The 23,813-nt window shown below is 61.6% G+C and carries 22 protein-coding genes and 1 pseudogene; 5 read left to right on the top strand and 18 right to left on the bottom strand.

All coding sequences use genetic code 11. The annotated features are described in order from the left end of the window. Positions 1 to 740 precede the first annotated feature (740 nt). Positions 741 to 1,259: a TIGR02281 family clan AA aspartic protease gene (locus tag AC1DXO_RS11470; protein WP_476978276.1), complete on the top strand. Its 519-nt coding sequence runs from the start codon at positions 741 to 743 to the stop codon at positions 1,257 to 1,259. Here the strand turns inward: AC1DXO_RS11470 and dusA are convergent. The 4 genes from dusA to AC1DXO_RS11450 all read right to left on the bottom strand — a co-directional run bounded on the left by dusA (position 1,243) and on the right by AC1DXO_RS11450 (position 7,984). Further along, positions 1,243 to 2,295 (bottom strand): tRNA dihydrouridine(20/20a) synthase DusA, encoded by a 1,053-nt coding sequence (gene dusA / locus AC1DXO_RS11465; protein WP_476978275.1) that lies wholly within the window; start codon positions 2,293 to 2,295, stop codon positions 1,243 to 1,245. The genes AC1DXO_RS11470 and dusA overlap by 17 nt on opposite strands. 193 nt (positions 2,296 to 2,488) lie before the next feature. Continuing rightward, entirely contained in the window at positions 2,489 to 3,835 is a 1,347-nt protein-coding gene (locus AC1DXO_RS11460; RefSeq protein WP_476978274.1) for a TolC family protein, read from the bottom strand. Then, complete coding sequence (locus AC1DXO_RS11455; RefSeq protein ID WP_476978273.1) at positions 3,828 to 6,896, bottom strand: efflux RND transporter permease subunit; 3,069 nt, start codon at positions 6,894 to 6,896, stop codon at positions 3,828 to 3,830. Before AC1DXO_RS11455 ends, AC1DXO_RS11460 begins: the two co-directional genes overlap by 8 nt. Then, positions 6,893 to 7,984 carry an efflux RND transporter periplasmic adaptor subunit gene (locus AC1DXO_RS11450; RefSeq protein ID WP_476978272.1) on the bottom strand — a complete coding sequence of 364 codons (1,092 nt, stop codon included), beginning with the start codon at positions 7,982 to 7,984 and terminating at the stop codon, positions 6,893 to 6,895. Before AC1DXO_RS11450 ends, AC1DXO_RS11455 begins: the two co-directional genes overlap by 4 nt. A gap of 90 nt (positions 7,985 to 8,074) precedes the next feature. Between AC1DXO_RS11450 and AC1DXO_RS11445 the strand changes: the two genes are divergently transcribed. Continuing rightward, on the top strand, positions 8,075 to 8,722 hold the full coding sequence (locus AC1DXO_RS11445) for a TetR/AcrR family transcriptional regulator (protein ID WP_476978271.1): 648 nt from the start codon (positions 8,075 to 8,077) through the stop codon (positions 8,720 to 8,722). Positions 8,723 to 8,827: 105 nt separating this feature from the next. On the opposite strand, the gene AC1DXO_RS11440 is transcribed toward AC1DXO_RS11445, so the two are convergent. From AC1DXO_RS11440 to AC1DXO_RS11430, 3 genes are all read right to left on the bottom strand, one after another. Then, positions 8,828 to 9,691, bottom strand: a complete 864-nt coding sequence (locus AC1DXO_RS11440; RefSeq protein ID WP_476978270.1) for a class I SAM-dependent methyltransferase — start codon at positions 9,689 to 9,691, stop codon at positions 8,828 to 8,830. Between the two features lie 128 nt (positions 9,692 to 9,819). Beyond that, positions 9,820 to 10,713: an NAD(P)/FAD-dependent oxidoreductase gene (locus AC1DXO_RS11435; RefSeq protein WP_476978269.1), complete on the bottom strand. Its 894-nt coding sequence runs from the start codon at positions 10,711 to 10,713 to the stop codon at positions 9,820 to 9,822. Positions 10,714 to 10,833: 120 nt separating this feature from the next. Continuing rightward, positions 10,834 to 11,115 (bottom strand): hypothetical protein, encoded by a 282-nt coding sequence (locus AC1DXO_RS11430; RefSeq protein WP_476978268.1) that lies wholly within the window; start codon positions 11,113 to 11,115, stop codon positions 10,834 to 10,836. A 115-nt stretch (positions 11,116 to 11,230) separates the two neighbouring features. Between AC1DXO_RS11430 and AC1DXO_RS11425 the strand changes: the two are divergent. The 3 genes and pseudogenes from AC1DXO_RS11425 to AC1DXO_RS11415 form a co-directional block, all read left to right on the top strand. After that, positions 11,231 to 11,758, top strand: a pseudogene (locus tag AC1DXO_RS11425) (TetR/AcrR family transcriptional regulator C-terminal domain-containing protein); the annotation flags it as partial. Beyond that, complete coding sequence (locus tag AC1DXO_RS11420) at positions 11,641 to 12,093, top strand: MarR family winged helix-turn-helix transcriptional regulator (protein WP_476978267.1); 453 nt, start codon at positions 11,641 to 11,643, stop codon at positions 12,091 to 12,093. The pseudogene AC1DXO_RS11425 and the gene AC1DXO_RS11420, both read left to right, overlap by 118 nt. A gap of 38 nt (positions 12,094 to 12,131) precedes the next feature. Continuing rightward, positions 12,132 to 12,980, top strand: a complete 849-nt coding sequence (locus AC1DXO_RS11415) for an alpha/beta fold hydrolase (protein ID WP_476978266.1) — start codon at positions 12,132 to 12,134, stop codon at positions 12,978 to 12,980. Between the two features lie 165 nt (positions 12,981 to 13,145). Here AC1DXO_RS11415 and AC1DXO_RS11410 read toward each other — a convergent pair whose 3' ends face one another. The 11 genes from AC1DXO_RS11410 to AC1DXO_RS11360 all read right to left on the bottom strand — a co-directional run bounded on the left by AC1DXO_RS11410 (position 13,146) and on the right by AC1DXO_RS11360 (position 23,738). Continuing rightward, on the bottom strand, positions 13,146 to 13,436 hold the full coding sequence (locus AC1DXO_RS11410) for a hypothetical protein (RefSeq protein WP_476978265.1): 291 nt from the start codon (positions 13,434 to 13,436) through the stop codon (positions 13,146 to 13,148). Positions 13,437 to 13,492: 56 nt separating this feature from the next. Further along, on the bottom strand, positions 13,493 to 15,151 hold the full coding sequence (locus AC1DXO_RS11405; protein ID WP_476978264.1) for a glycoside hydrolase family 9 protein: 1,659 nt from the start codon (positions 15,149 to 15,151) through the stop codon (positions 13,493 to 13,495). A 48-nt stretch (positions 15,152 to 15,199) separates the two neighbouring features. Continuing rightward, positions 15,200 to 16,912, bottom strand: coding sequence for a serine hydrolase (locus AC1DXO_RS11400; RefSeq protein WP_476978263.1), 1,713 nt, complete (start codon positions 16,910 to 16,912; stop codon positions 15,200 to 15,202). A gap of 83 nt (positions 16,913 to 16,995) precedes the next feature. Beyond that, on the bottom strand, positions 16,996 to 17,952 hold the full coding sequence (locus AC1DXO_RS11395; protein ID WP_476978262.1) for a Gfo/Idh/MocA family oxidoreductase: 957 nt from the start codon (positions 17,950 to 17,952) through the stop codon (positions 16,996 to 16,998). After that, on the bottom strand, positions 17,949 to 18,797 hold the full coding sequence (locus AC1DXO_RS11390) for a class III extradiol dioxygenase subunit beta (RefSeq protein ID WP_476978261.1): 849 nt from the start codon (positions 18,795 to 18,797) through the stop codon (positions 17,949 to 17,951). Before AC1DXO_RS11390 ends, AC1DXO_RS11395 begins: the two co-directional genes overlap by 4 nt. Continuing rightward, a complete protein-coding gene (gene ligA / locus AC1DXO_RS11385) occupies positions 18,797 to 19,192 on the bottom strand; it encodes a protocatechuate 4,5-dioxygenase subunit alpha (protein ID WP_476978260.1) in 396 nt (131 codons plus the stop codon). The genes AC1DXO_RS11390 and ligA overlap by 1 nt, the downstream gene beginning before the upstream one ends. Continuing rightward, positions 19,189 to 20,079: an amidohydrolase family protein gene (locus AC1DXO_RS11380; RefSeq protein ID WP_476978259.1), complete on the bottom strand. Its 891-nt coding sequence runs from the start codon at positions 20,077 to 20,079 to the stop codon at positions 19,189 to 19,191. The genes ligA and AC1DXO_RS11380 overlap by 4 nt, the downstream gene beginning before the upstream one ends. Then, entirely contained in the window at positions 20,079 to 21,119 is a 1,041-nt protein-coding gene (locus AC1DXO_RS11375; RefSeq protein WP_476978258.1) for an amidohydrolase family protein, read from the bottom strand. The genes AC1DXO_RS11380 and AC1DXO_RS11375 overlap by 1 nt, the downstream gene beginning before the upstream one ends. Further along, positions 21,116 to 21,964 carry an NAD(P)-dependent oxidoreductase gene (locus AC1DXO_RS11370; protein WP_476978257.1) on the bottom strand — a complete coding sequence of 283 codons (849 nt, stop codon included), beginning with the start codon at positions 21,962 to 21,964 and terminating at the stop codon, positions 21,116 to 21,118. Before AC1DXO_RS11370 ends, AC1DXO_RS11375 begins: the two co-directional genes overlap by 4 nt. Then, complete coding sequence (locus tag AC1DXO_RS11365) at positions 21,961 to 23,052, bottom strand: 4-oxalomesaconate tautomerase (RefSeq protein ID WP_476978256.1); 1,092 nt, start codon at positions 23,050 to 23,052, stop codon at positions 21,961 to 21,963. Before AC1DXO_RS11365 ends, AC1DXO_RS11370 begins: the two co-directional genes overlap by 4 nt. Beyond that, entirely contained in the window at positions 23,052 to 23,738 is a 687-nt protein-coding gene (locus tag AC1DXO_RS11360; RefSeq protein WP_476978255.1) for a 4-carboxy-4-hydroxy-2-oxoadipate aldolase/oxaloacetate decarboxylase, read from the bottom strand. Before AC1DXO_RS11360 ends, AC1DXO_RS11365 begins: the two co-directional genes overlap by 1 nt. Positions 23,739 to 23,813: the final 75 nt, after the last annotated feature.

The following is a 23,813-nucleotide window of genomic DNA, read 5'->3' as shown; positions in this document are numbered from 1 at the left end:
GGCCGTTGCGCACATGTGCGTGAGCCATCGGGGCCGGCCTTCAGGCGGCGCCTGAGCTGAAAATGCTCATACCAACCCGCGCCATATGATGTTCAATCAGGGCAGGTTGGTATGACTTCAGGGATGGTCGAGCGTAAATAAAGTACGGCCCGCCGAGTGATCGGCGGGCCGTTTTATGCTGTCCGCGCATGGGCGCACGAAACGTCTTTTCGGCGTCCCTGGGGCGTAAGGCTTACTTCCGTTCGAAGGGACGGAAGTCCTGAGGGCGACTGACAACCCGCTCCGTCTTGGTGCGGGGGCTTGCGAAGAGGCCTCCGAACAGAGCGAATGAGGTCATGGCGTGGGCTTTCTTTTCTTGGTCTTGCATGGTTTGCGTCTCCTTTTCCAAATGGCAAATGCGGACAAGAAGACGCGGCGCAGCTCACAGGGGGTTGGTTTGGCGTTATCGTCGGGCCTCACCCTCACAGTCGTCGTCGCGTCGTGGGATCAATGTGCCACAATTTTCGCCTGATGCAAGAACTAATCCGAACCCGGAGCATATTATTTTTCTAAAATATCATAATATATTGTTTTTAAACATATTAATATTGGTTAAAATTTTCTTACTTTTCATTTTTATGGATTTTCACGCCTTTTTCCGGCATTCATTCCAAATCAACCCTCTTTGTTTAGATTGAAGAGCAGGCGCAAAAGCGCCCGTCCCCGGCGGGGTGCCCGGCGGCGTTCGCGGAGTACGAGCCATGTACAAATCGGCCATTATCGTCGGCAGCGCCGTCTTCTGCGCCGTCTTGACCGGCATGGGCATATTGTCCCTACATACGCCGCATGAACCCAGGGCTGCGGCCGCGGTGGCGCAAGCCAGCGACGAAGCGCCCTCGACAACGACAAATACCCACACCACCGCCATCCCCAAGGGCAAGGACGGCCATTTCTGGGCCAATGCGACGGTGAACAGCAAGGCCGTGCGCTTCCTCGTCGATACGGGCGCGACCCAGGTCGTCCTGACGCCGACCGACGCGCAACGTCTGGGATTCCCGGCGTCAAGCCTGACCTACGACCAGAAGGTGATCACCGCCAATGGTCCGAGCTTCGCTGCCCTGGTCACCCTCAACTCGGTCGGTGTCGGCCAGAGCACGGTGCGCAATGTCCAGGCCCTGGTGGTCAAGGAGGGCTTGAGCACCTCGCTGCTGGGCATGAGCTATCTCGGTCGCCTCAGCCGGTTCGAGGCTACGCCATCGAGCCTTATCCTGCATCCGTGAGATTGGTGGCATAGGCTTCACGGCGCGCCTGCACCGCCGCCAAGGCGTCATGAACGGCATCGGTCGCCCGATCAACGACCTCAATCCCCGCACCCAGGGCAATCGAATCGACCGTGAGAATACGCCGAAAGGCGCGCGCGCCCGGCAGGCCATGCATCAGGCCCAGTATATGGCGCGCCATGGCGGGCAGGCTGACGCCTTGCGCCAGACGGGCTTCCATATAGCCGCGATAGGCCGCCAGGGCTTCGAACGGCCCGACGTCACAGCCTTCGCCGAAGAAACGCCGGTCGGCCTGGCCCAGCAGGGCGGGTTCGTGATAGGCGGCTCGGCCCAGCATGACGCCGTCGACATGGGCGAGATGGGCTTCGGCTTCATCGAGCGTGGCGATCCCGCCATTGATGGCGATGGTCAATTCCGGATGGGCGCGCTTCAGCTCATAGACCAGATCGTAGTCGAGCGGCGGCACGTCGCGGTTTTCCTTCGGCGACAGGCCCTTCAGCCAGGCTTTGCGGGCATGGACGATAAAGGTCGTGACACCGGCAGCGGCGCAGGCCTCGACGAGGGTGAACAGGCTGTCGCGCGGGTCCTGGTCGTCAACACCGATACGGCACTTGACCGTCGCCGGCAGCCTGGTCGCCTCGATCATGGCGCGCATGCCGTCGGCTACCAGTTGAGGCTCGCGCATCAGGCAGGCGCCGAAAGCGCCGGACTGCACGCGGTCGGACGGACAGCCGCAGTTGAGATTGACTTCGTCATAGCCGAGGTCTTCGGCAATGCGCGCGCATTGTGCGAGTTCGTCAGGGTCCGAGCCACCCAGCTGCAGCGCCACGGGATGTTCGACGTCGGAAAAACCCAGCAAGCGGTCGCGATCGCCATGCAGCACGGCCTTGGTCGTGACCATCTCCGTATACAGGAGGGCACGCTTGGTCAGGGCACGGTGAAACGCCCGGCAATGCCGGTCGGTCCAGTCCATCATAGGCGCGACAGAAAAGCGGTACGCCTTGTCATAAACAGATTTTGCCAGGGTATCGATCATGGCCGCCTTATGCCGCAAGGGCGGCAGCGATACAAGACGTGCGCCGTTCAATGACGTACATGCCGCTGGCGGGCGTTGAATGAGGTAGTAGCTATAGCGCAATCCGATAAAGTGGATGCCACTTTTCGGTTAAATTGCGCGACAAAACAAAAAATTAGAGCGAAATGACGATTCTATCTAAAGTCATTTCGCTCTAGAGCCCTTCGGCACGGTAGAGCGCCGCGGCTCGAGTCGAACGATCCGCATCGGCGTCGATCAGCGCCCGGCGGGACTGTTCGTTTCGAATGACCGAGGCCAAATAGGCGATCTTCGGGATGAGACCCGCCTGGTATTGGCGCGTGGCCTCGCCGTGCTGGCGATCGGATGCCGCGACATCGGCCTGGGCCAGGGTCTGCCGGATGTCCGCCTGTTCGACGGCGCTCAATTTCGTCCGCACGTCGGCGAGTGCGGCGATGGCGCTCAGCCGATAGCCCTCATAGGCCTCAACCTCGCGCGCCGACGCCGCGTCGATCTGGCTTTTGATCCGCCCGAAATTCAGGAGCGGCCAATAGATCGTCGCCGCCGCGTTCCATACATCGGCGGACGATCCGACGCTGGTGTCCTGGGTGCCGAAAAAGGCGCCGATCGACAGGTCCGGAAACAGGGAGGCCTGGGCCGAGCGCGTCGACGCCCGGGCCGCGGTCAGGTTGGCTTCCGCCGCCTGCATATCCTGGCGCTGACGCAGGATGCTCATGGGGGCATCGGTCGTGTCCGGGTGACGCAGTTGCGGAACCGCACCCGTAGCCAAAAGCCGGGGTCTCAAGCCCATCCGGTCGTCACCGGCCAGGACGCTGAGGGCGTTGACATACTGTTCGCAGGCCTCGGTGAGCCGGCTGACGCCCGTGTCAGCCGCCCTCGCCTCGATCTCCGACGACTTGAATTGTCCTTCGGTGATCAGTCCTTTCCGCCATTGCTGTTCAAAGCTTGCGGAGATTTCGTGGGCGGCCGAAGCCGTCGTCCGGAAGCTGTCGAGATCCAGCTGGCATTGCCTCAGGCCGATATAGGTCGCGACGATTTCAAGACGCACGGCGCCGCGAACATCTTCCAAGGAGGCGCCCGCCGCCTTTGCCACGGCGCCGGCCGCTGTCGAGCGCGCCTTGCGCCCGCCGAACAGATCGAGGTCGTAGCTGGCATTGAGCTGCCCCTGCGTGATGTCTATCGTCTGGTAATTGTAGGTCAGGCCGACGTCGCCACGCTGCGCGACACCCGCGGCGCTGATATCGGGGAAGAGAAGCGACCTGGCCGCGACGTGGGCAGCTCTGGCTTCCTTCAGTCGCGCCTCGGCCATCCTGATGTCGTGGCTGTCGCGGTTGGCAAGGTCGAGCAGGTCCAGAAGGATCGGGTCCGCGCCTTGGGTCCACCAGGCTTTCGCCATGGGTTGAGCGACATTTCCCGCCACGGGCCAAGTGACCGGCTCAGGCGCGGCGGGAAGATGGGCGGTGGGCGTCGAGCAAGCGGCGAGCCACGCCACGGTGGGAAGAAGCACCAGAAGTTTACGCATGGGAAATCTCGCTTTGCGGCTTGCGGACCTTGAACCAGAAGGCATAGAGGGCCGGGAGGAAGACGAGCGTCAGCACGGTGCCGACACCGACGCCACCGATCAGGACGAAGGCCAGCGCCCCCCAGAAGACCGAATGGGTCAGGGGAATAAAGGCCAGCATGGCCGCCACGGCGGTCAGGATGACCGGACGGGCGCGGTGGACGGTGGCTTCGATGACGGCATCATAGTCGCTGACCCCGTGCGCCTTGTTGTCGTTGATCTGCTGCACAAGGATCAGCGTGTTGCGCATCAGGATGCCGGACAAGCCGATTAAGGCCAGGATGGCGTTGAAGCCGAACGGTTGGTTGAAGATCAGCAAGGTGGGTACGGCGCCGACCAAGCCCAGCGGTGCCGTCGCGAAGACCATCCACATGGTCGAGAAGGTCCGAACCTGGATCATCAGCACGACCAGGGTCAGCAGGAGCATGACCGGAACGACGGCGGCAAGCGCGACATTGGCCTTGGCGCTTTCCTCCACGGAGCCGCCGGTGTCGATGCGATAACCGGCGGGCAGGGTCGCCTTGATCGCCTGCAGTTTTGGCAGGATCTGTGCCGTGACATCCGGGGGCTGGACGCCGTCGCGGACATCGCCCTGGACGGCGACGAACAGGTCGCGGTCATAGCGCTTGATCTGCTGGCCTTCGCTGTCCACCGTCGCACGGACGACGGCGCTGAGCGGAATGGCCTGCCCCTGGGCATTGGTCACTGTCATTCCGGCAAGATCGGAGGGCGAATGCCGGTCCGTTTGCGGCGTCCGCAGCAGCACGTCGATGGTACGGGTGCCTTCGCGAATCTGGGTCGCCTGAACACCGGACACCAACCCCTGCAACTGCAATTCCACCGCTTGACGGGTCAGACCAAGCTGCGCCAGACGAGCGTCATCGATCGCATAGTGCATGACCGGTGTCTTGTCGCCCCAATCAAGGTGCGGATCGAGCACATCCGGATTCTGCTGCATGACGGCGCGGACCTGTTCGGCGATCTTCATGATGCCGGCCTCATCGGGTCCGATGACCCGGAAAAGCACCGGATAGGGCACGGGCGGACCGAACACGAATTGCGTCACGCGCACGCGGGCTTGCGGATAGCGGCCATCCATCGCCCATTGGCGAATGCGAGCTTTGAGCCGGGCGCGGGCCTCTACGTCTTTCGTCTGGATGACGACCTGCGCGTAGGCCGGATTCGGCAGTTCGGGATTGAGCGAGAAGAAGAAGCGTGGAGCCCCCTGCCCTATATAGGCCGAGACATCGGTGGCCTCGGGCTGCTTTTGCAGGTCCGCTTCAAGCCGCCCCGTCAGCGCCTTGGTGGCTTCGAAGGCGGACCCGACCGGCATCTTGACTTCGACCGTCAGTTCGGTGCGGTCCGAGTTCGGGAAGAACTGCTTATTGACCACGGCCATGCCGGCACCGGAGAGGAGGAACAGGCCGACCGTGATGGCGATGGTGACGCCACGGCGATCAACGGCCAGCCGGACCAGGTTGCGGAACCGGTTGTACATCTTCGTCGAATACATCGAGCCATGGTCGTGGCGCGGCTTGATGTTGGGCAGCATGACGACGCCCAGATACGGCGTGAAGGTCACGGCCACCACCCACGACGTGATCAGGGCGAAACCGACCACCCAGAAGATATTGCCGGCATATTCACCCGCCGACGATTGGGCAAAGCCGACCGGAATGAACCCCAATATGGTCACTAGGGTGCCCGACAGCATGGGCGCGGCTGTGGTCGTCCAGGCGAAGGTCGCGGCCTTGATACGGTCGTAACCCTCCTCCAGCTTGACCACCATCATCTCGATGGCGATGATGGCGTCGTCGACGAGCAGGCCCAGCGAAATGATCAGGGCGCCGAGTGTCACGCGGTCGAAGTCGCGGCCGGTGAGCAGCATGACAACAAAGACGATCGCTAGCGTCAAAGGCACGGCGGCGGCGACAACCAGACCGACGCGGAAACCCAGCGCGACAAAGGACACCAACATCACAACGCCGAGGGCCATAACGAACTTGGTCATGAATTCATCGACCGAATGGTGGATGGCTTTTGCCTGGTCCGATACCTTGGTGACAGTCATGCCGAGCGGAAGGTGCGCACGCATCAGTTCTTCCTGATGATCGAGCGCCTTGCCCAAGGTCAGGCCGTTATATCGGGGTGCCATAACGACGCCGAGCACGATCGCCGGCTGGCCTGCATGGTCGATTTCGAAGCTGGGCGGATCTTCATAACCCCGATGAACTTCGGCGAAGTCGCCGATCTTGAGAAGCTTCCCCTGGATATTCAGCGTCACGTTGCGGACATCGTCCACGGACTGGAGGCCGGTGTCGATCCGGAGCTGGACCCGGGGGCCGGCTGTATCGACCGAGCCCGACGGGGTGACGTCGTTGCGTCCACGCAGGGCGGCGATGATATCCTGTGCACCCACACCCAGGGTGGCGAGGCGGGCCTGCGAGATATCGACATAGATGGCCTGCGGGCGCTCGCCCAGGATCTTGACTTTTTGGACGCCGGGAACGTGCAGGAGTTGCTGCCTCAGGTCCTCGGCCTGTTTGACCAGGTCGCGGTTGGGCAATCCCTTGGCTTGCAACGCATAAAGCGAGAAATAGACGTCGCTGAATTCATCATCGAAAAAAGGACCGTACACGCCATTCGGCAATTTGCGCGCCTCGTCGGACAGCTTCTTGCGCGCCTGATAGAACTGGTCCGGAACGGCCGAGGGTGGTGTCGAGTCCTTCAGTATGACCTTGGCTTGCAGCACGCCCGGCTGGGCGGTCGTTTCGACGCGGTCATAGTACTGGAGCTCCTGAAGACGCTTTTCCAGCGGGTCGCCGACATTTTCGTCCATTTCCTTTGCCGTGGCGCCCGGCCAGACCGCCGTCACCGTCATGATCTTCACGGTGAAACGGGGGTCTTCGGCCCGCCCCAGCTTGATGAAGGCAAAGGCACCGGCGGCCAGAACGGCGAGGATCAGGAAGAGCGTTACGGCGCGCTCGCGGACGGCCAGGGCGGAAAGATTAGGGAAGCTCACAGCGCACCTCCGCGAACCGGCGACACGATTTCACCTTCATGCAGCAACTGCGCGCCGGCGGCGACGACAACATCCCCCTGTGCCAGGCCCTCAGTGATCGAGGCCGTCTCTTCATCGAGGCGCGACACCTTGACGGGCTTTGAGCGCGCATGGCCGCCCGCGTCGATGGTCCACACGCGCGTCCCCTGCCCCTTGTCAACGAGCGCGGACAGCGGAATATCCAGTCCGGGAGATGAAATGTGGGTCACCGACGGCGTTACCGTGACTGTCGACCCCAGCGGGGCATCGGCAAGCGTCGCATCCAGCACATAACGGGCCTCGAACAGGCGCGTGGACGGGTCGGCGGCTGCCGAAATCTGGCGCAGACGCGCGCTGTACGTTGAGGTCTGAGCACCGAAAATTGTCACCGTTGCCGTCTCGCCCGGGGTGTGGTCGGCGTCTGGCAGTCCGACGACGGCCTCGGGCGGGCCCGACATCGCCACCCCGATCACAGGTTGACCGACACCGGCCACCTGGCCGGCCTCTCCGGGTATTGCCGTAACGATGCCGGCGCCATCGGCGCGCAATTCCGTATAGGCCCGCTGGTTTCTAACCGTCGCCAGTTGGGCCTGGGCGGCCTGAAGGGCAGCGTCTGCCGAATCCTTCGTCGCCTTCGCCTGCTCGATTGTATCCGCCGATGTCGAGCCCGAGGCGGCCAGCGCGGTCAGACGCTCATAACTGGCGGTTGCCCGAGTCGCCTGGGCCTGCGCCGCCGCAACCGCCGCCGCCGCACCGTTGACCGCGTCCTGATAGTCGGCGGGGTCTAGGCGCATCAGCAACTGGCCGGCCGTGACAACGTCCCCGATATTGACCTTCCGCTCGAGGATCCTTCCTCCCACGCGGAACGACAAATCCTGCTCGACGCGCGAATGGATAGTGCCGGAATAGGCCGTCCCCGTTTGGGTGCCCGAGCCGACTTGATAGACCAGAACTCGGGGTTTGACATTCTGATCGGATCGGACCGGCGCTTGACAGGCACTTACCAGCACGGTCGCGGCGGCCAGCGCGGTGAACGCCGCCAGCCCGGAGGGATTTGATGTGAAGGACATGGTTGACAATGATCCAAGGGTTCGCGTATTTTAGATACTATAGGGTACCATTATGCGAAGGCGTGGATACTGTCAAGTATCGTTATTATCATGACTGAGAAAAATCAAGTCCGACGCGGACGACCCGTCAACGAGGCATTAGGACAAACGATTGTCGATGCGGCGTGTGAGCTTTTTCTGGAACTCGGCTTCCAGGCGACCACAATGGACAAGGTCGCGCAACGGGCCAGGATCTCCAAGCTCAGCATCTACCGGCATTTCGAGAACAAGGAAGCGCTGTTCAGCGCAGCGATCGCAGCACGCTGCCAGCAGTTTGCGCCACAGTCCCTCCTTGTCGGTAGTGATGGCACAGCCGAAGAACAGCTTCTGGCCGTTGGCATTAGCCTGCTTCGCCTTCTGCTGACTCCCGAAGTGCGCCGCGTCGAGACCATGGTCATGACCGATAAGTCGAACCAAAAGTCCTTAAGCAAGCTCCATTACGAAGCCGGTCCCGTCCGTGTTGTCACCCAAATCGAAGCCCTGTTGCGTCAACTGCACGAGAAGGGGGTATTGAACGTTCCCGATCCTGTCCAGTCCGCCCGCTTGTTTGGGGCGCTTTTCAAGGGATCCGATCTGCTGATTATCGCGCGCTTCGATGAGGCGAAAGCGATGGACGAAAACGAAATCGAATCCTATTGCCGGGCCGCCGTCGCCATGTTCGTCGCCGCTCACGGCGGCAACGAACATTCGCGCGGATAACGTGAATGCGCCCAACCGTCGGCGAATAGGTCCTCATCTGGACCTGCTGATTGGCAAAAGGCGCCCCGGCCCACGGACCAGGGGCGTTTCACCTGTTAATCCATGTCAGCTTGCAGGATTGCGCGCCGTGACGATCCACGCCGCGCCGTCGATCATTACCGAGCGCGCGCCGGGGCGGGCGGCGAACGCCGCACGGACCGCTGCAAAAGCGCTGGCGCGGATGTCGTCGGCCTGATCTGCGAGCACGCTTGATAGCGGGCCTGCCTCGAACACCATTTGCACCGCTTCGTCGATCGCCGCCTCCCGCGTTTCGCCCTCGCCGAACGGGACGGAAGCGTCGAAGGGCGCTATGGCGATATCGGTGAATCCGGCCCCCGTCAGAATGCGCGCCAGCCGCCCCCGGTCGCCAAACGAGAACGGGCCTGGCGCTTCGGGATCAGGCGGCGTGGAAAGCGGGACAATGGCACTGATAGCGTCCAACGGCAGGCGCATCCAGTCGTTCTCAGCCGCGCTTCGCCAGCAAACGAAAGCGACCCGTCCGCCCGGCTGGAGTGCGCGGCGCATATGAGCGAAGGCGCCGGTCGGATCCTTGAAGAACATCACCCCGAAACGCGAAAACAATATATCGAACATGCCCTCGGGCAGGTCGGCATTGCTGGCGTCGGCCACCCGGAACAGGGCTGACGAATCCCGTGGCGCTCGCGCTTGCGCTTGGCCGATCAGCGGTTCGGATATGTCCACGCCCAACACCTGCCCTACAGGGCCAATGCGGGCGGCCAGCGCCAGACTCGAAGCGCCCGCGCCGCAGCCGATGTCCAGCACGCGGTCGCCCGCCGCAGGCGCGGCGGCGTCGATGGCGGCCTCGCCAAACACAGCCAGCATAGCGTCGAGGCGGGCCTGGTGGGCGACCCAGCGCTCCCCGCTTCGGTCATTCCAACCGGTGACCTGATAAACATTTTGCTCTGCCATGCGAAATCCTTGTTCTGATTCATTCTTTGCTAGGCTCCTCCTCAGGCGAGAGGGGCCCGCGTTCCGTGGCAGCGCCCAGAACCTTCAGATATGATTGCCCCCGGCAACCTGAGAAGGCATTTGCGCTCTCAAACCAGCATCGACTGCTGAGCGAAGATACCCGCCATCGCGCCTTGCCATGATGCCGTGGTGACCGAGGGTATGAGGGGGTTGGAGAGGTCGCCGGCGGCGTAGATGCCGGGCATGCTGGTTTCGCGGCGCTCGTCGACCTTGAGGATGATGCCGAGGGGCGTGTCGACCGTGGCGAGACCCAGCGCTTCATGCAGGCTTGCGGACGGCCTGTTGCGCGGATGGGCGAACAGGATGTCGACCGCGATATCAAGGCCGGTATCCAACCTGACGGTGGCGTTATGGCTTCCACGACGGACGATCCCGGTGATCCGACCAGCGACGACAGGCGTGTTGCGGCGCGTCAGATCGGCCCGGATTTCGGACGGAATGGCGTGACCATCGGCGAAGACCGTCAACCTTTCGGTCCAATCGTGGAACAGCCTGACCTGATTGTGCGACTGCGGTCCGGACCAGACCAGGCCCCAATGCTGGCCGGCGACTTCAAAACCATCGCAATAGGGGCAGGGCACGATGGATGTGCCCCAGCTTTCGGCAAAGCCTGGGACATCAGGCATCTGGTCGACAATGCCATAGCTCAGGATCAGGCGGCGCGCCCGAAGGCTTTCGCCGTCGCCGGTGAGGACGGAGAAATTGTCGATGATGCCGGAGATGCTGTCGGCCCGGGCATTGACCAGCCTGATCGTGGGATAGCGCGCCAGCTGCCGCCGCGCCTCCGCCAGGATGTCCTGCGGTGGCTTGTGATCGTGGCCGAGCAGACCATGCGAATGGCCGGCGAAGCGATTGCGCTGCAGGCCGGTATCGAGAACCGTGACCTTGCGACGGGCACGGCCAAGCTGGAGGGCGGCGGCGAGGCCGGCAAAGCTGCCGCCGATGATGATGACGTCATCCATTGTGATAGGCTCCATGTTGTTGATGGACGGGCGTGGGATGGGCCTGGCGCGAAATAGCGTCCAGCGATACGCGCTCGAGACGGGCAGCGAGAGCTTCGGCATCGACGAGAAAGTCACCCATCAATCTGTAGAAAGGCCGGACGATGCCGCATTCGATATCGCCGGGCGGCCCAGGGAAATTTGACGCAGGCGCGCCGTATGCGTGGCCGATTGCGCACCAAAAATGGTGACGGTTGCCACCTCACCCGGAGCATGCCCCGTGTCAGGGAGACCGACGACAGCTTCCGGTGGGCCTGCGCCGGCCACCTGTCCGGCTTCCGCCGGAATCGCCGTTACGAGACCGGTTGCGGCGACCAGCGCCGTAAACGCTGCCAAGGTGGAGACATTTGATTTGGAGGACATGGTTGACAATGATCCAATGGGTGGCGCATTTTAGACACTGCCTGGTATCGTAACCGCAGAGTATAGATACTGTCAAGTACTGTATTTTTATGACTGAAAAAACCCGGAGGTACGCAGCGTCAAAGCCATGCTCATGGCCGACAAGACGAACCAGGCGTCTCTGACCAGGCTTTATTACGAAGCAGGCCCTGTCCGCTTTATCAGCCAGATCGAGGCCCTGTTGCGGCAGCTGCACGGGAAGACGGTTCTAAACATACCCGACCCTGCGCAATCCGCCCGTCTGTTCGCCGCGCTTTTCAAGGGATCGGACCTCCTGATTATCGCTCCGTTCAGCCCGCCGGGTTCTGACGACGAAATAGACTCCTATTGCCGGTCCGCCGTCGCGATGTTCATCACCGCGCATCGGAAACGCAATGCTTCGGCTGATCTCCCACATACAGGCGTGTGGCCGAACGGTTCCCTGCCTTTGACAACCCCGCGAAATATTGTTGTATATACAAGTACAGATTCTAACGGTAGGCACACATGGCAGCGGATGACACCATCGACGACATTGCAAACCATTGCCTTTTATCGACTACGCGAAAACTGGCTCGTATCGTCACGTCCATTTACGACGAAGAGCTACGCCCGCACGACATAAAGGGCAGCCAACTCAATCTGCTTGTCGTCATTGCCAAGACCGGCCCGGTACGGCGCTCCGATATCGGCCGCTATGCCGCGATTGATCGCTCCACCTTGACCCGCAATCTTGCCGTCATGGCCGCCAACGGCTGGATTGAAGAGGTGGTCGCAGGAGAAGACGGTCGCGGAAACCCCTTGCAGATCACGACTAAAGGTCGGCGCCTCATTGAAGACCTTGCCCCCGCCTGGCAGCGCGCCCAGCGCCGCGCGGGTGAATGTCTCGGGGCCGATCGCATTGCTGCGTTGAGGTCACCGCTCGGCGCAGTAACCGATAATGACAATCAGGATGTCTGACGACGCAGTCCCATGTCCGGAACGATAGGAGAGACGAAGTGGTAACGCCATACGAGATCAAAGGGACACTGCTGCCAATATCGGAGAAACTTACACTCCGCTATGAAAAGACCGGTGACGGGCCGCCACTGATCCTGCTCCACACCATCCGGACGCAGCTCGAATATTTTCGAAGCCTGGTTCCGATCCTGGACAAATCATACACTGTTTATACTATTGATCTTCCTGGACATGGTCATTCGCCAATCGACCCGCGTGCGCGCTTCGACGAGCCATATCTGAGGCAGGGCGTCATAGGTTTCATCGAGACGCTTGATCTCACCGGGGTCACACTCGTTGGTGAGTCGATCGGCGGCGCCCTGGCGCTCACGGTTGCGGCCGCGGTCCCACAAAGGATCAAGCGCGTATTCGCCATTAATCCTTACGACTACGAAACGCGGTACGGCGACGGCATCCGGCGCGGCAACTGGTTCGCGAACCTGATCATCGGGAGTTTGCAAATCCCAATACTGGGCGCCATCAATGCCGCGCTGGAAAACAGGCTGGTGCTCGGCGGAATTATGAGTGGCGGATATCACGATCCACGTAAACTTCCCGCCGATCTGCTCGCCGAGTTCGCTCAGGTGTCGCGCCGGCCAGGATACAGGCGGGTCGCTCGCAAGGTGCTGGCGGGATGGCGTTCCTGGGGAAAGGCGCGAGACCAGTATCGATTGATCGCAACCCCGGTAACGCTCATCTATGGGGATAGCGACTGGTCGCGTCCGGCCGAACGGGAGCGTACTCGCGCCTTGGTTCCGAATGCCCGTTTGTTCACCCTCAAGGACACGGGACATTTTTCGGCCGTTGAGAGTCCAGCGAAACTGGCACACCTCATTCTGGAAAGTTAGGCGCATTATGATGCCCGAAGATACAGCACACGCCCGGCCCTCCTCTTTTTTCGCCTGGTTACGCACGTTAGAGCGCAATCCGATAAAGGGGATGCCACCGCACGGGCGGCCCCGTTTTCGGTTAAATTGCGCGACAAAACAAAAACTTAGAGCGAAATGACGATTCTATCTAAAGTCATTTCGCTCTAGAAAGCGCGTTGGATGTGAACGAAGTTGATCATCCGTGACCATGATCTGCGGCCTGAAGGCGTCGCTCCGCATACAGGTCTCCTGGTTGGCGGCCACTTGCCGGCTGACCGAATCTTCGGCCTCCCCGCCCTCGACCATAAACCCGCAGACGATCGCCCGGCCCTTGCCGAAGGCCACGTCTACGAGGCAGAGCGGCAGAACGGTGAACCAGAGGCCGATGACGCGCACGACCGGTCGATTGTGCTCTAAAAATATGGCCGACGACATTGCGCCTCCGTACTTTTCCAGCCCTGTCGAAGCGTTCGGACAGGGCGGGACGCAGGCTACTCCGATCCCAACATCCCCGCCACAAACACGAGAGCTGCATTCTCCGAGGTTTCCCCCTCGTTCGACGCATACGACCCTTCGTTCCGGCAGGCATCAACAAAGCACTTCGCCGGCGGTGTGCCCTGTTCGATGACGGCTTTCAACAAGGTGTCGGCCCCGCCCGCCTGGCCATTGGCGCCGCCGCTGGCCCATCCGGGAATAGCGATGTTCTGCAAGTTGCAGATCCAGTGGAACGGCCGCTGCGTCGGCCGCGCGCCATGGCCCGTCACGAACGAATGATCCAGACTGTTGCGGCCCAATATGTAGTCGAGCAGTCTCTGCGCACCGATCCGCAGGCCCGCGTCCGGCGCCAGATGGTCGGCATAAAGACAGACGGCGGCCTCGTTCAGCGCCATCTCGTTCGAACCCCAGACATAGTTTTCCGCCAGCGCCGAGAACCCGTAGGCATCTCCCTGCGTCCGCGCCACGATCTGCCGCGCACCGGCGATGATCATCGCCCTGGCCTGTTCGTGCCCGCGCAGCGCCAGCGACATGATCCCCAGGACCTGCGGCGACGGCCAATAGAACGGCACGACACCCATCTCCGGCAGGACGACCTGACCGTTGTCGATGCCTTCCAGGATGGCCATCTCGCACATGGCCCACACCGTCTCCTGACGCGCATCCGGATCGAGATAATAGGTGTCAGAATGGCCGACGTTCGGATGTTGCGACAGCCATCCCCACGCCGCCTGCGCCGCCGCCCGGCACCGTCCGGCAAAAGCAGCATCGACGGAGGCGAACACGCGCGACGCATGGCCCATCACGCCTGTGAGCACGCCGGCATCTATGCTCGACGCCGCCATCGCCGCACGCGGATTGCTGTCGTCCGCCGGCAGCTTGCCCCAGGTCAGCAGCGGCTGGCTGTCGACCTTGTGCAGCACGCCGCCATCGGCGTTCTGCATCCTGAGCAGCCACTCCAGCCCCCAGCGCGCCGTCTGCAGGATATCCGGCAGCCCGTCATACAGCATCGGTATATCGAGCCCGAGCCCGGCCATCTGCGGCCTGAGCTCGTACAGCCGCAGCATGTGGCTTACCGATAAGGCATGCATGTGGGTATATTTGCCGAAATCGCCGGCGTTGTACCACCCGCCACTGAGATCGCGCTTTTGACCATCGACCATCACGGCCGTATCGCCCGCGTGCCCGGCCTTATGCCTGACCCCGGTTCCAGGATCGTCGATATCGACATTGGCCCTGATCAAATGGAAACACCGCGCCGCATCGCGCAGCAGGTCGTGATACACACCGTCGCCGATAGCGAACGGATGCGATATCCCGCCCCCGGCGTGCACGCGGTAACGCCCTGTGCCGGTCAGAGCGCTGAAGTCTCCGCACATGACGTATTCACCGGCACTTTTGCGCAGATCGAATATCTGGCCACCCAGCTCACCGCTGAAGACGACCTTGCTGCTTTCGTCGAGAATATCGAACCGGCGGGCTGGCTTTTCCGGTATTACGGTCAGGGCGAACTGCTTCGCCGCCGCAGGTGTGAAGCCGATCTGGTTCAGCTTCGGCGCGGGAATGACCGCGTCATCGCCAACTGCTCCGGCGGCTCCACCGAAAGCCATGAGCGACATCGCCGTCCCGCCGAATAGGAATTGACGCCTGTCCATCCTTGTCCCTTCACCTGATACTTTTCGCCGTGCCGCCACTCGGCGTCCTTACTGCCTGACGCCCGGAACGTCCTGTCCACCCTGATGCAGTATGCAGCCGATCTTGCCGTCCTTGTCGCGGACGAATTCCAGTCTGGCCTCGACCGTCCTGGCGAAAAACATCGTCGCCGATTCCGGATAGGCCCTGACCTTGTCCTGGCCCGTGGCCTGCACCACAAGATGGTCGCCCTCCACGCTTACGGTCAGGCTGAGATCGGGCATCAACACATAGGTTCCGACATATTGCGCCAGTATGTCCGGCCCGACCACGATCGCCTTCGGAAGAGGCACAACCTCGGCCGGGAAGCCGTGGGCGATGCTGGTCAGGGCCCGCGATATCCATAACGGCGAGCTGTTGTCGAGATTGCCCAGCACGATGATCGAAAGCTCGCCTTCCGGCTGATAGGCCGTATCGCCGACATAGCCGGGCAGATGGCCGCTGTGACTATAAACCGTGTGATCGTCCGGCGTTGTGCGCTCGATGCCGAGACCCTGGGCCTGCATCTCGGCCAGGGCTGTTTTCGAGATCAGCCGCCCGCCAAACAGGGCCTCCTGCCATTTCAGAAGGTCATGCGTGGTTGAAACCAGGCCTCCGGCGGAGAAGCTGTTGGTCAAATCGCGGTACGCGGCGGCAACCGGCACGTCATCACCCATCTCATAGCCAACAGCGTTGTTGGGGCCGACCGGCGGATTGTAGCCGGTGGCCTCCATGCGCAGGGGCACGAAGATGTTGTCGCGCAGAAAATCGCCATAGGCCTGACCAGTGACCTTTTCGATCACCAGGCCCAGGATCGAGTAGCCGGCATTGCTGTACTGGCGTGTCTCACCCGGCCGGGAGGCGAGCGGTAGGGTGCGGATGATCCCCCACAACCGGGCGGGCGTGAAAGGTTCGCCGAAATGCCCCGCCAGCAACGGATTGTGATCCCCGAGACCCGAGGTATGCGCCAGCAGATGGCGCAGGGTGATGCCTTGCCAGGCAGTTGGGGCATCGGGGATATATTTGGTGAGCGGATCATCAAGGCTGAGCTGCCCACGGTCCTGCAGCATCAGGATGGCCGTGGCGGTGAAGGACTTGGTGATCGAAGCAATATGATAGCGCGTGGCCGGCGTATTGGGTGTTCCGACCGACCTGTCGGCCTGGCCGTAGCCCCTGTCGACCAGGGTATGTCCGCCCCGGGTGACCAGGATGGCGCCGGTGAAGCGGCCGTCCCGGACATAGCCGTCGATCAGCGCCTCCATAGCGGCGCCTTCCTCGGCAAGGCTAGCGAAAACATGCGGTTTCCGTGAGTCGGCCAACGCGTCTGTCAGCGTGGCGGCATCGGTTCGCCGCAGGTTGAGAAACGATGTATAGCCGTCCTTGCCCCACTGAAAGGTCCCGGTCCACTGGCGGCTTGCGGCATCCCACTTGCCGTCGAACAGGGCGCCGCCGATCGAGGACACTTCAAAATTCAGATGGTCTGGTGTGGCGGAGATATGGGTGAGCGGCGCGTCGGTGACGGCGTGGGCATCGCGTGTGTCGAGCGGCTGCTCATGGCTGGAATAGGTGCCGGTGTAGGTACCATCCGTCGCTTTTTCGATGCGGATTAACGACCAGAGGTGATTGTCGATGGCGCCGCTCCATGCGCCGACGGCTGTCTCGGCAAAGGCTGGCGCTGCGGAGAGCCCGATCATCACCCATGGCAGACACAGGGTCTTGACCAGGCCCAAGCCGCAAAATTTCAAAACCGCCCCCTATAGTAAGACCATACCCACCTATTCCACACATCAAGACTTAATATTGCAAGGATGAACCGCGCGTGAACGCTTTACCCCTCCAACTGCTGCTCGAGATCGTGCAGCACCTTGTAGCAGGCCAGAACCTGCGCAACCGAGCTGTTGGGTTCGCGGCCCTCGCGGATCGCGGCGATGAATTCACGATCCTGCAGTTCGATGCCATTCATCGACACGTCGACCTGCGAAACATCGATCTTCTCTTCCTTGCCGTTCACCAGGTCGTCATAGCGGGCGATATAGGTGCCGGTGTCGCCGATATAGCGAAAGAAGGTGCCCAGCGGGCCGTCATTGTTGAAGGACAGGGACAGGGTGCAGATTGCGCCATTGGCAGCCTGCAACTGGATCGACATATCCATGGCGATGCCGAGTTCCGGATGCTTGGGACCCTGAACGGCGTTGGCCTTCACGATCGGCGAACCCGCCTGGTAGGCGAACAGGTCGACTGTATGGGCCGCGTGGTGCCACAGCAGATGGTCGGTCCACGAGCGCGGCTGCCCCAGGGCATTCATATTGGTGCGGCGGAAGAAATAGGTTTGCACGTCCATCTGCTGGATGTTGAGCTTGCCGTCGCGGATCAGATTATGGACGTACTGATGTGACGGATTGAAGCGCCGCGTGTGGCCGACCATGCAGACCCGCCCGGTCTTGGCCTGCATGTTGAGAACGTCCTGGGCATCACCCCAGGAATCGGCGAGCGGGATCTCCACCTGGACGTGCTTGCCGGCCTTCATACAGGCGATGGACTGATCGGCGTGCATCTGAGTCGGCGTGCACAGGATCACAGCGTCGATCTCCGGCAGTTTCAACGCCTCGTTCAGATCGGTAAAGGTGTGGGCAATGCCGTACTTATCTGCGACGGCCTTGGTCTCCTCGAAGCGACGGCCGATCAGGGCCACGACCTCGACGTCGGGCTGTTCCGCCGCGATGATCTTCAAACCGTCGAGATGCTTGATGCCGAAAGCGCCCGCGCCTGCCAGTGCGATTTTCATTTGGGTTTCTCGTTTTTCAGAATGATATGGCCAATGGCCGTGTTGGACGCCGGCACGTGGTAATGCCGATGCAGTTCGGTGACCTGGTCATCGAGCGCACCGCGCATGATCAGCCACATGACGAGTTCGATGCCTTCAGAGCCGGCTTCGCGGATATAGTCCTCAGGCGGGATGGCGGCGAGGCGTTCCGGATTGTCGACAATGTCGCTCAGGAAGGCATTGTCCCATGGCGCATTGATCAGACCGGCGCGCGGGCCCTGCAGCTGGTGTGACATACCCCCAGTGCCCCAGATCTGGACATTGAGCTCTCCATCGAAGCTGTCGACGGCCTTGCGGAGCGCCTTGCCCAGATTGTAGCAGCGCCGGCCCGACGGCACAGGGTATTGCACGACATTGACGGCGAAGGGGATGACCTTGCACGGCCATTTTTCCGGCTGTCCGAACATCAGCGACAGGGGCACGGTCAGGCCATGATCGACATCCATCTTGTTGACGATGGTCAGGTCGAAATCCTGCTCGATGACCGAACCTGCGATATGCCAGGCGAGATCGGCGTGACCTTCGACGGGCGGCACCGGGCGCGGGCCGAAGCCCTCATCGGCGACGGCGTAATCTTCTGCCACCCCGATCGCAAAGGTCGGAATGAAGTCGAGCGAAAAGGCCGTGGCGTGGTCATTATAGACAAGGAAGACGACATCGGGTTTCTCGGCGGCTTCCCACTGTTTCGAAAATTCGAAGCCGTCGAACAGAGGCTTCCAGTAGTCGCTTTGCGTCTGGCCCGTATCGACGGCGCGGCCGACGGCCGGCACGTGTGACGTGGCGACACCTGCGGTAATGCGGGCCATTACGGTGTCTCCCATTCGTGTTTGTAGCGGTTACCATCCGGCGAACGGCCGCCATTCAGCATCATTTTCAGATATTCCTCTTCTGTGACGCCGGTCATGGTCGAGGCAGCATATTGAAAGCTCAGGCCGTCGGAGGAGAATATCTTGGCGAGGAAATAGATATTGCCGCCGAGCGACAGCATGCGGTTGTAGTCGCGATCGATCACCGCCTGCTTCTGCTCTTCGCTCATCTTCCATGCGTCGAGATAGGCGCGATTATCGGCTTTGAAGCGCTCGCGATTCTCAGGCTTCATCAGCGACATGCAGAACTGGTTGAGATGATAACCCAGGCGCGACATGCGCTCGTCGAAAACCGTCGTGCCGGGGACGTCGTCATAGGGGCGGGATTTCGTCACGCAAGTTCCTCCGGCCAATAGAGGCGCATCGGATTGGTCACCAACAACTTCTGCTGCAGGCTCTGGGTCACTGCGATCTTCGGAATGAAATCGACCAGGTGGCCATCGTCAGGCATGTGCGATTTCAGATTGGGGTGCGGCCAGTCAGTGCCCCAAATGACGCGCCCCGGGAACGCTTCAACAATGCGTCTGGCGAACGGCACGACGTCGTCATAGGGCGGCCCCTTATGGGTCAGGCGCTCGGGACAGGTCGTCTTGCACCAGAAATTATCGTATTCGAGCAGGCGTACGAACCTATCGAAATCGTGACCGAAAGCGTCCTTGCGCACGTCCGGGCGCCCCATGTGGTCGACCACGACCGTCGTCGGCAGGTCGGTGAAGAAGTTGAAATATTCTTTCAGGTCCTCGGCTTCGAAATAGATGACGATATGCCAGCCCAGCTTTGCGATCCGTTCGGCGATCTCGCTCAAGCTGTCGAACGGCAGGGCGTCGACCAGGCGTTTGACGAAGTTGAAGCGCACGCCGCGCACACCGGCGGCATGCAATGCGTGAAGTTCGTCATCGGTCACCGAACGCTTTACCGTGGCGACGCCCCTCGCCTTGCCGTCAGACCGCACCAACGCGTCGACCAAGGCGCGGTTGTCGGCACCGTGGCAGGTCGCCTGAACGATGACATTGCGCGAAAAACCCAGGAAATCGCGCAGGGCGAATAGCTGTTCATAACTGGCGTCGCACGGCGTATATTTGCGCTCTGGCGCAAACGGAAACACGTCGCCCGGTCCGAAGACGTGGCAATGGGCGTCGACCGCACCCTTCGGTAGTTGAAATAGCGGCTTCGATGGATTGGCGCACCAGTCCAGCCAGTCCTTGTCCTTTTCGAACGCCATCACAGCCCCCTCGCCAATAGAGCTTGGTTGAGACGCGGATAGACCCGGCGGGCATTGCCTTCGAAGACGTTGTATTTGTCTTCCGCCGAGATTGTAAGTGCGTCGACATAGCGTTTGGTGTCGTCGAAATAGAAGCCTGTCTCTGGATCGATACCGCGCACCGCGCCCACCATTTCCGAGCCGAACAGGATATTTTTGTTGTCGATGACCTGGAACAAAAGGTCGATCCCAGGCTGATGGTAGACGCAGGTGTCGAAATAGACGTTCTTCATGACGTGGTCGCGCAGGGCCGGTTTTTTCAGCATGTCGGCCAGGCCGCGATACCGCCCCCAATGATAGGGCACGGCCCCTCCCCCGTGTGGAATGATCAGCCGCAATTCGGGGAAATCCTTGAACAGGTCGCCTTCGATAAATTGCATGAAGGCCGTGGTGTCGGCATTGATGTAATAGGCGCCGGTGGCGTGAAAGGCTGGATTACAGGAGCCCGAGACGTGAACCATGGCCGGGACGTCGAGCTCGATCATCTTCTCGAAGAACGGATACCAGTAACGATCATAGAGCGGCGGAGCGCTGAAATGGCCGCCCGACGGGTCCGGATTGAGATTACACCCGACAAAGCCCAGTTCGGTGACACAGCGTTCCAGTTCGGCGATCGAACCGTCCAGCGACACGCCCGGCGACTGCGGCAATTGGCACACCCCGATAAAGGTGTCGGGGAACAGGTCGACGACGCGCTTGATGATATTGTTGCTCTCGACCGTCCAGCGCTTCGACACCGCCTCATCACCGATATGTGGCCCCATGACCGAAGCCCTGGGACTGAAAATCGTCATGTCGGCGCCGCGCGCCTTCAGCAACTTGAGCTGGTTCTGTTCGATGGTTTCGCGAATCTCATCGTCCGACACGACGACACCGGCAGGCGCCGGCTTCAGCGGATCGCGGAAATGGGCGATCTGGGCGTCACGGAAATTGGTCAATGGCGCCGGCGCGGTCGTATAGTGGCCGTGACAGTCGATGATCAGCGGTTTGTCCAGGCTCATTCGGCGGCGTCCTTACGGGCAGGGAGTTGGGTACGGATGGCGTCCAGCATCGGCTTCAGCCCGTCGGCGTTCAGCGCCGCGGCATAATCCGGCGCCCAGGCCTGGCGTTCGGCGGCGGCTTCGCTCATCCACGGTGTGATACCCGCCGCGGCGACGGTCCTCGCCGCCTCATGCATTTCCTCGGCGCGGCGCGTGCCATGTTCCAGGATTCGCGAAATCATGTAACGCGCATAGCCTTCCCAATCGGGATGCGGGAACAGATTATTCAGACTTTCCAGAACCGTGTCCTCGACGCCGTAGTGGCGCGCCGCCAGAAGCGATTCCGAGATGAGGGCTTCAAGCCCCTTGATCATCACGCTGCGGCACAGCTTGGTGGCGGCGGCCTGACCAGGCGTATCGCTGTAGAATGCCGCGCCGGTAAAACCCAGATCCTGGATCACGGTCGCAAAGTCACGAGCGTGAATACCGCCCAGCAGAATCGGCACGGCCAGTCGTTTCGGTTCGATCGGCGACATGACCGCCGCCTCGACATAACGGCCGGTGGCGGCGCTGATCAACACACAGGCCTCGATCTTGGCCTCGGGCGACGCCGAATTGAGGTCAAGATACCATGCCCCGGGCTTCAGGCCAGCGACGACGGAGCGCGCGGCGGCCACGGTCTGGGCGGCGGTGACGGCACTGATGATCAGGTCGGCGTCGCGGACGGCCTCGGTGGGAGTAGCGCAACCGGTCGGCCTATGCAGGTCGAAGGCTTTCAGCGTCAGGCCAGGCCGGCGCATGAGGTCGGCGGCCAGCGCCTGCCCGACCTCGCCGAAGCCGATAATGGCAATCGTGGAGATACTCATCCCGCCCATACCTCCGACGGCACGAACACCTCACCGGACATGAGTTTTCGTGCCGTCCGAAGCAGGGCTGCCCGCCCGATCAAAAGCGCTTTCCCTTCGCCTTCGATGTCTAGTGACACGGTGAAAAAGCCGGTCGGATGCCCGATATCGATATCGAGCTTCACGCTGCCGCCGATGACCAGTCGCAGCATGTCGTTGGCGACCGTATCCTGCAACACGCAGGCCGTCGCTACCGACACGGCGCCGAAGACGCCGATGGCCTCGTGCACGCGATGCGGAATGAAGGTCCGCGTGGTCACGGCGCCATCCTTCACCGGCGCGACTAAGGTGATCTTGGGCACCGAAGCATGGGTGACATCGCCGAGGTTCATCAGGGGCCCGGCCTCAAGGCGGATCGCTTCGATACGCGCCTTCAATTCCGTATCGGCCTCCAGCGCTTCGACCGTCTCATAGCCCGTCCGCCCCAGATCGGACGCCCGGATAACAATGACCGGCATGCCATTATCGATCAGCGTCACTGGCACGCTCTGGATAACATCCTGGGCATGCCCGGTCGGCAGCAGGGCGCCGCAAGACGAGCCCGCCACATCGAGGAAATCGGTCGGCACCGGTGCCGCCGTTCCCGGCACGCCATCGATCCGCGCATCGCCTTCATATTCGACCATACCACCCGGCGTCTGGATATGGGCCACGGCCAGGCTGCCGGTATTGAGCATATGGATGCGCACCGGGGTCACGTCGCCGATGGCCGCAACCAGGCCCTGCTCGATGGCAAACGGTCCGACGGCGGCCAGTAGATTGCCGCAGTTCTGCTGATCGGTGACGATCGCCTTGTCGGGAAAAATCTGCAGGAAAAGGTAATCGACATCGGCGTCGTCGTGTTGTGAGGCCGAGACGATGGCGATCTTGCTGGTCAGGGGGTGGGCGCCACCCATGCCGTCGATCTGGCGCGCATCGGGCGACCCCATGGCCGCCAGAAGGACCGCGTCGCGCGTGGCGGTATCGGCCGGCAGATCGTCTTTCAGGAAATACAGGCCCTTCGACGTGCCGCCGCGATAGACGCTACAGGGGATGGCTGTCACAGGCATCAGACGTCTTTCTGATCGACATAGACCAGGCCGCGATCCTTCAGGGTCTGGCGCATATCGTAGATATCGAGGCCCAACTCACCATTGGCAAAGCGCACGCGGCGCGCTTCTTCTGACGCGGCCCGCGCCGTAGCCTTGGCGGCGACGGCTTCGGCCTGGTCGCGCGGCACGACGCAAACCCCGTCGTCATCAGCGACAATGACATCACCCGGATTGACGATGGCGTCGGCGCAGACAATCTGCGTGTTGACATTGCCCAGCGTGTCGCGGACGCAGCCGCGAGCGAACACGGCCTTCGACCACACGGGAAATGCCATCTCGGTCAGGGTGGCGATATCGCGCACCCCGGCATTGATGATCAAGCCCTTGACGCCGCGCGCCTTCAGAGAAGTCGCCAGCAGATCGCCGAAATAGCCGTCTTCATTCGGCGAGGTCGGAGTCACCACCAGGATATCGCCCGGCTGGCACTGCTCGACGGCGACATGGATCATCCAGTTGTCGCCCGGCGCCACCTCGACCGTCACCGCCGGGCCGGCGATCAGGGCCGGACGATAGATCGGCCGCATATAGGCGTTCATCAGCCCGACACGCCCCTGCGCCTCGTGCACCGTCGCCACGCCGTGACCTTGCAGTTCAGCACAAGCCTCCGGCGACGGGCGTTTGATATGGGTGACGACGACGGGCATGCAACTTTCTCCACAACAGGCGCAATAGACTTTGCATTTTCGACCTCAAAAGCGTTAGCGGGAATGACGACACGT

This window comes from Asticcacaulis sp. P2_C5, assembly GCF_056404555.1.
The sequence above is the reverse complement of the archived record's forward strand: the minus strand, read 5'-3'. Positions and strand labels throughout refer to the sequence as shown.

Coding starts and splice junctions, on each gene's coding strand:
- AC1DXO_RS11435 (WP_476978269.1), bottom strand. CDS start 10,713: ATGGATGACGTCATCATCATCGGCGGCAGCTTTGCCGGCCTCGCCGCC.
- AC1DXO_RS11370 (WP_476978257.1), bottom strand. CDS start 21,964: ATGAGTATCTCCACGATTGCCATTATCGGCTTCGGCGAGGTCGGGCAG.
- AC1DXO_RS11430 (WP_476978268.1), bottom strand. CDS start 11,115: ATGTCCTCCAAATCAAATGTCTCCACCTTGGCAGCGTTTACGGCGCTG.
- AC1DXO_RS11445 (WP_476978271.1), top strand. CDS start 8,075: ATGACTGAGAAAAATCAAGTCCGACGCGGACGACCCGTCAACGAGGCA.
- AC1DXO_RS11405 (WP_476978264.1), bottom strand. CDS start 15,151: ATGGACAGGCGTCAATTCCTATTCGGCGGGACGGCGATGTCGCTCATG.
- AC1DXO_RS11375 (WP_476978258.1), bottom strand. CDS start 21,119: ATGAGCCTGGACAAACCGCTGATCATCGACTGTCACGGCCACTATACG.
- AC1DXO_RS11390 (WP_476978261.1), bottom strand. CDS start 18,797: ATGGCCCGCATTACCGCAGGTGTCGCCACGTCACACGTGCCGGCCGTC.
- AC1DXO_RS11440 (WP_476978270.1), bottom strand. CDS start 9,691: ATGGCAGAGCAAAATGTTTATCAGGTCACCGGTTGGAATGACCGAAGC.
- AC1DXO_RS11360 (WP_476978255.1), bottom strand. CDS start 23,738: ATGCCCGTCGTCGTCACCCATATCAAACGCCCGTCGCCGGAGGCTTGT.
- AC1DXO_RS11395 (WP_476978262.1), bottom strand. CDS start 17,952: ATGAAAATCGCACTGGCAGGCGCGGGCGCTTTCGGCATCAAGCATCTC.
- AC1DXO_RS11365 (WP_476978256.1), bottom strand. CDS start 23,052: ATGCCTGTGACAGCCATCCCCTGTAGCGTCTATCGCGGCGGCACGTCG.
- AC1DXO_RS11410 (WP_476978265.1), bottom strand. CDS start 13,436: ATGTCGTCGGCCATATTTTTAGAGCACAATCGACCGGTCGTGCGCGTC.
- dusA (WP_476978275.1), bottom strand. CDS start 2,295: ATGATCGATACCCTGGCAAAATCTGTTTATGACAAGGCGTACCGCTTT.
- AC1DXO_RS11420 (WP_476978267.1), top strand. CDS start 11,641: ATGGCAGCGGATGACACCATCGACGACATTGCAAACCATTGCCTTTTA.
- AC1DXO_RS11470 (WP_476978276.1), top strand. CDS start 741: ATGTACAAATCGGCCATTATCGTCGGCAGCGCCGTCTTCTGCGCCGTC.
- AC1DXO_RS11380 (WP_476978259.1), bottom strand. CDS start 20,079: ATGGCGTTCGAAAAGGACAAGGACTGGCTGGACTGGTGCGCCAATCCA.
- AC1DXO_RS11460 (WP_476978274.1), bottom strand. CDS start 3,835: ATGCGTAAACTTCTGGTGCTTCTTCCCACCGTGGCGTGGCTCGCCGCT.
- AC1DXO_RS11450 (WP_476978272.1), bottom strand. CDS start 7,984: ATGTCCTTCACATCAAATCCCTCCGGGCTGGCGGCGTTCACCGCGCTG.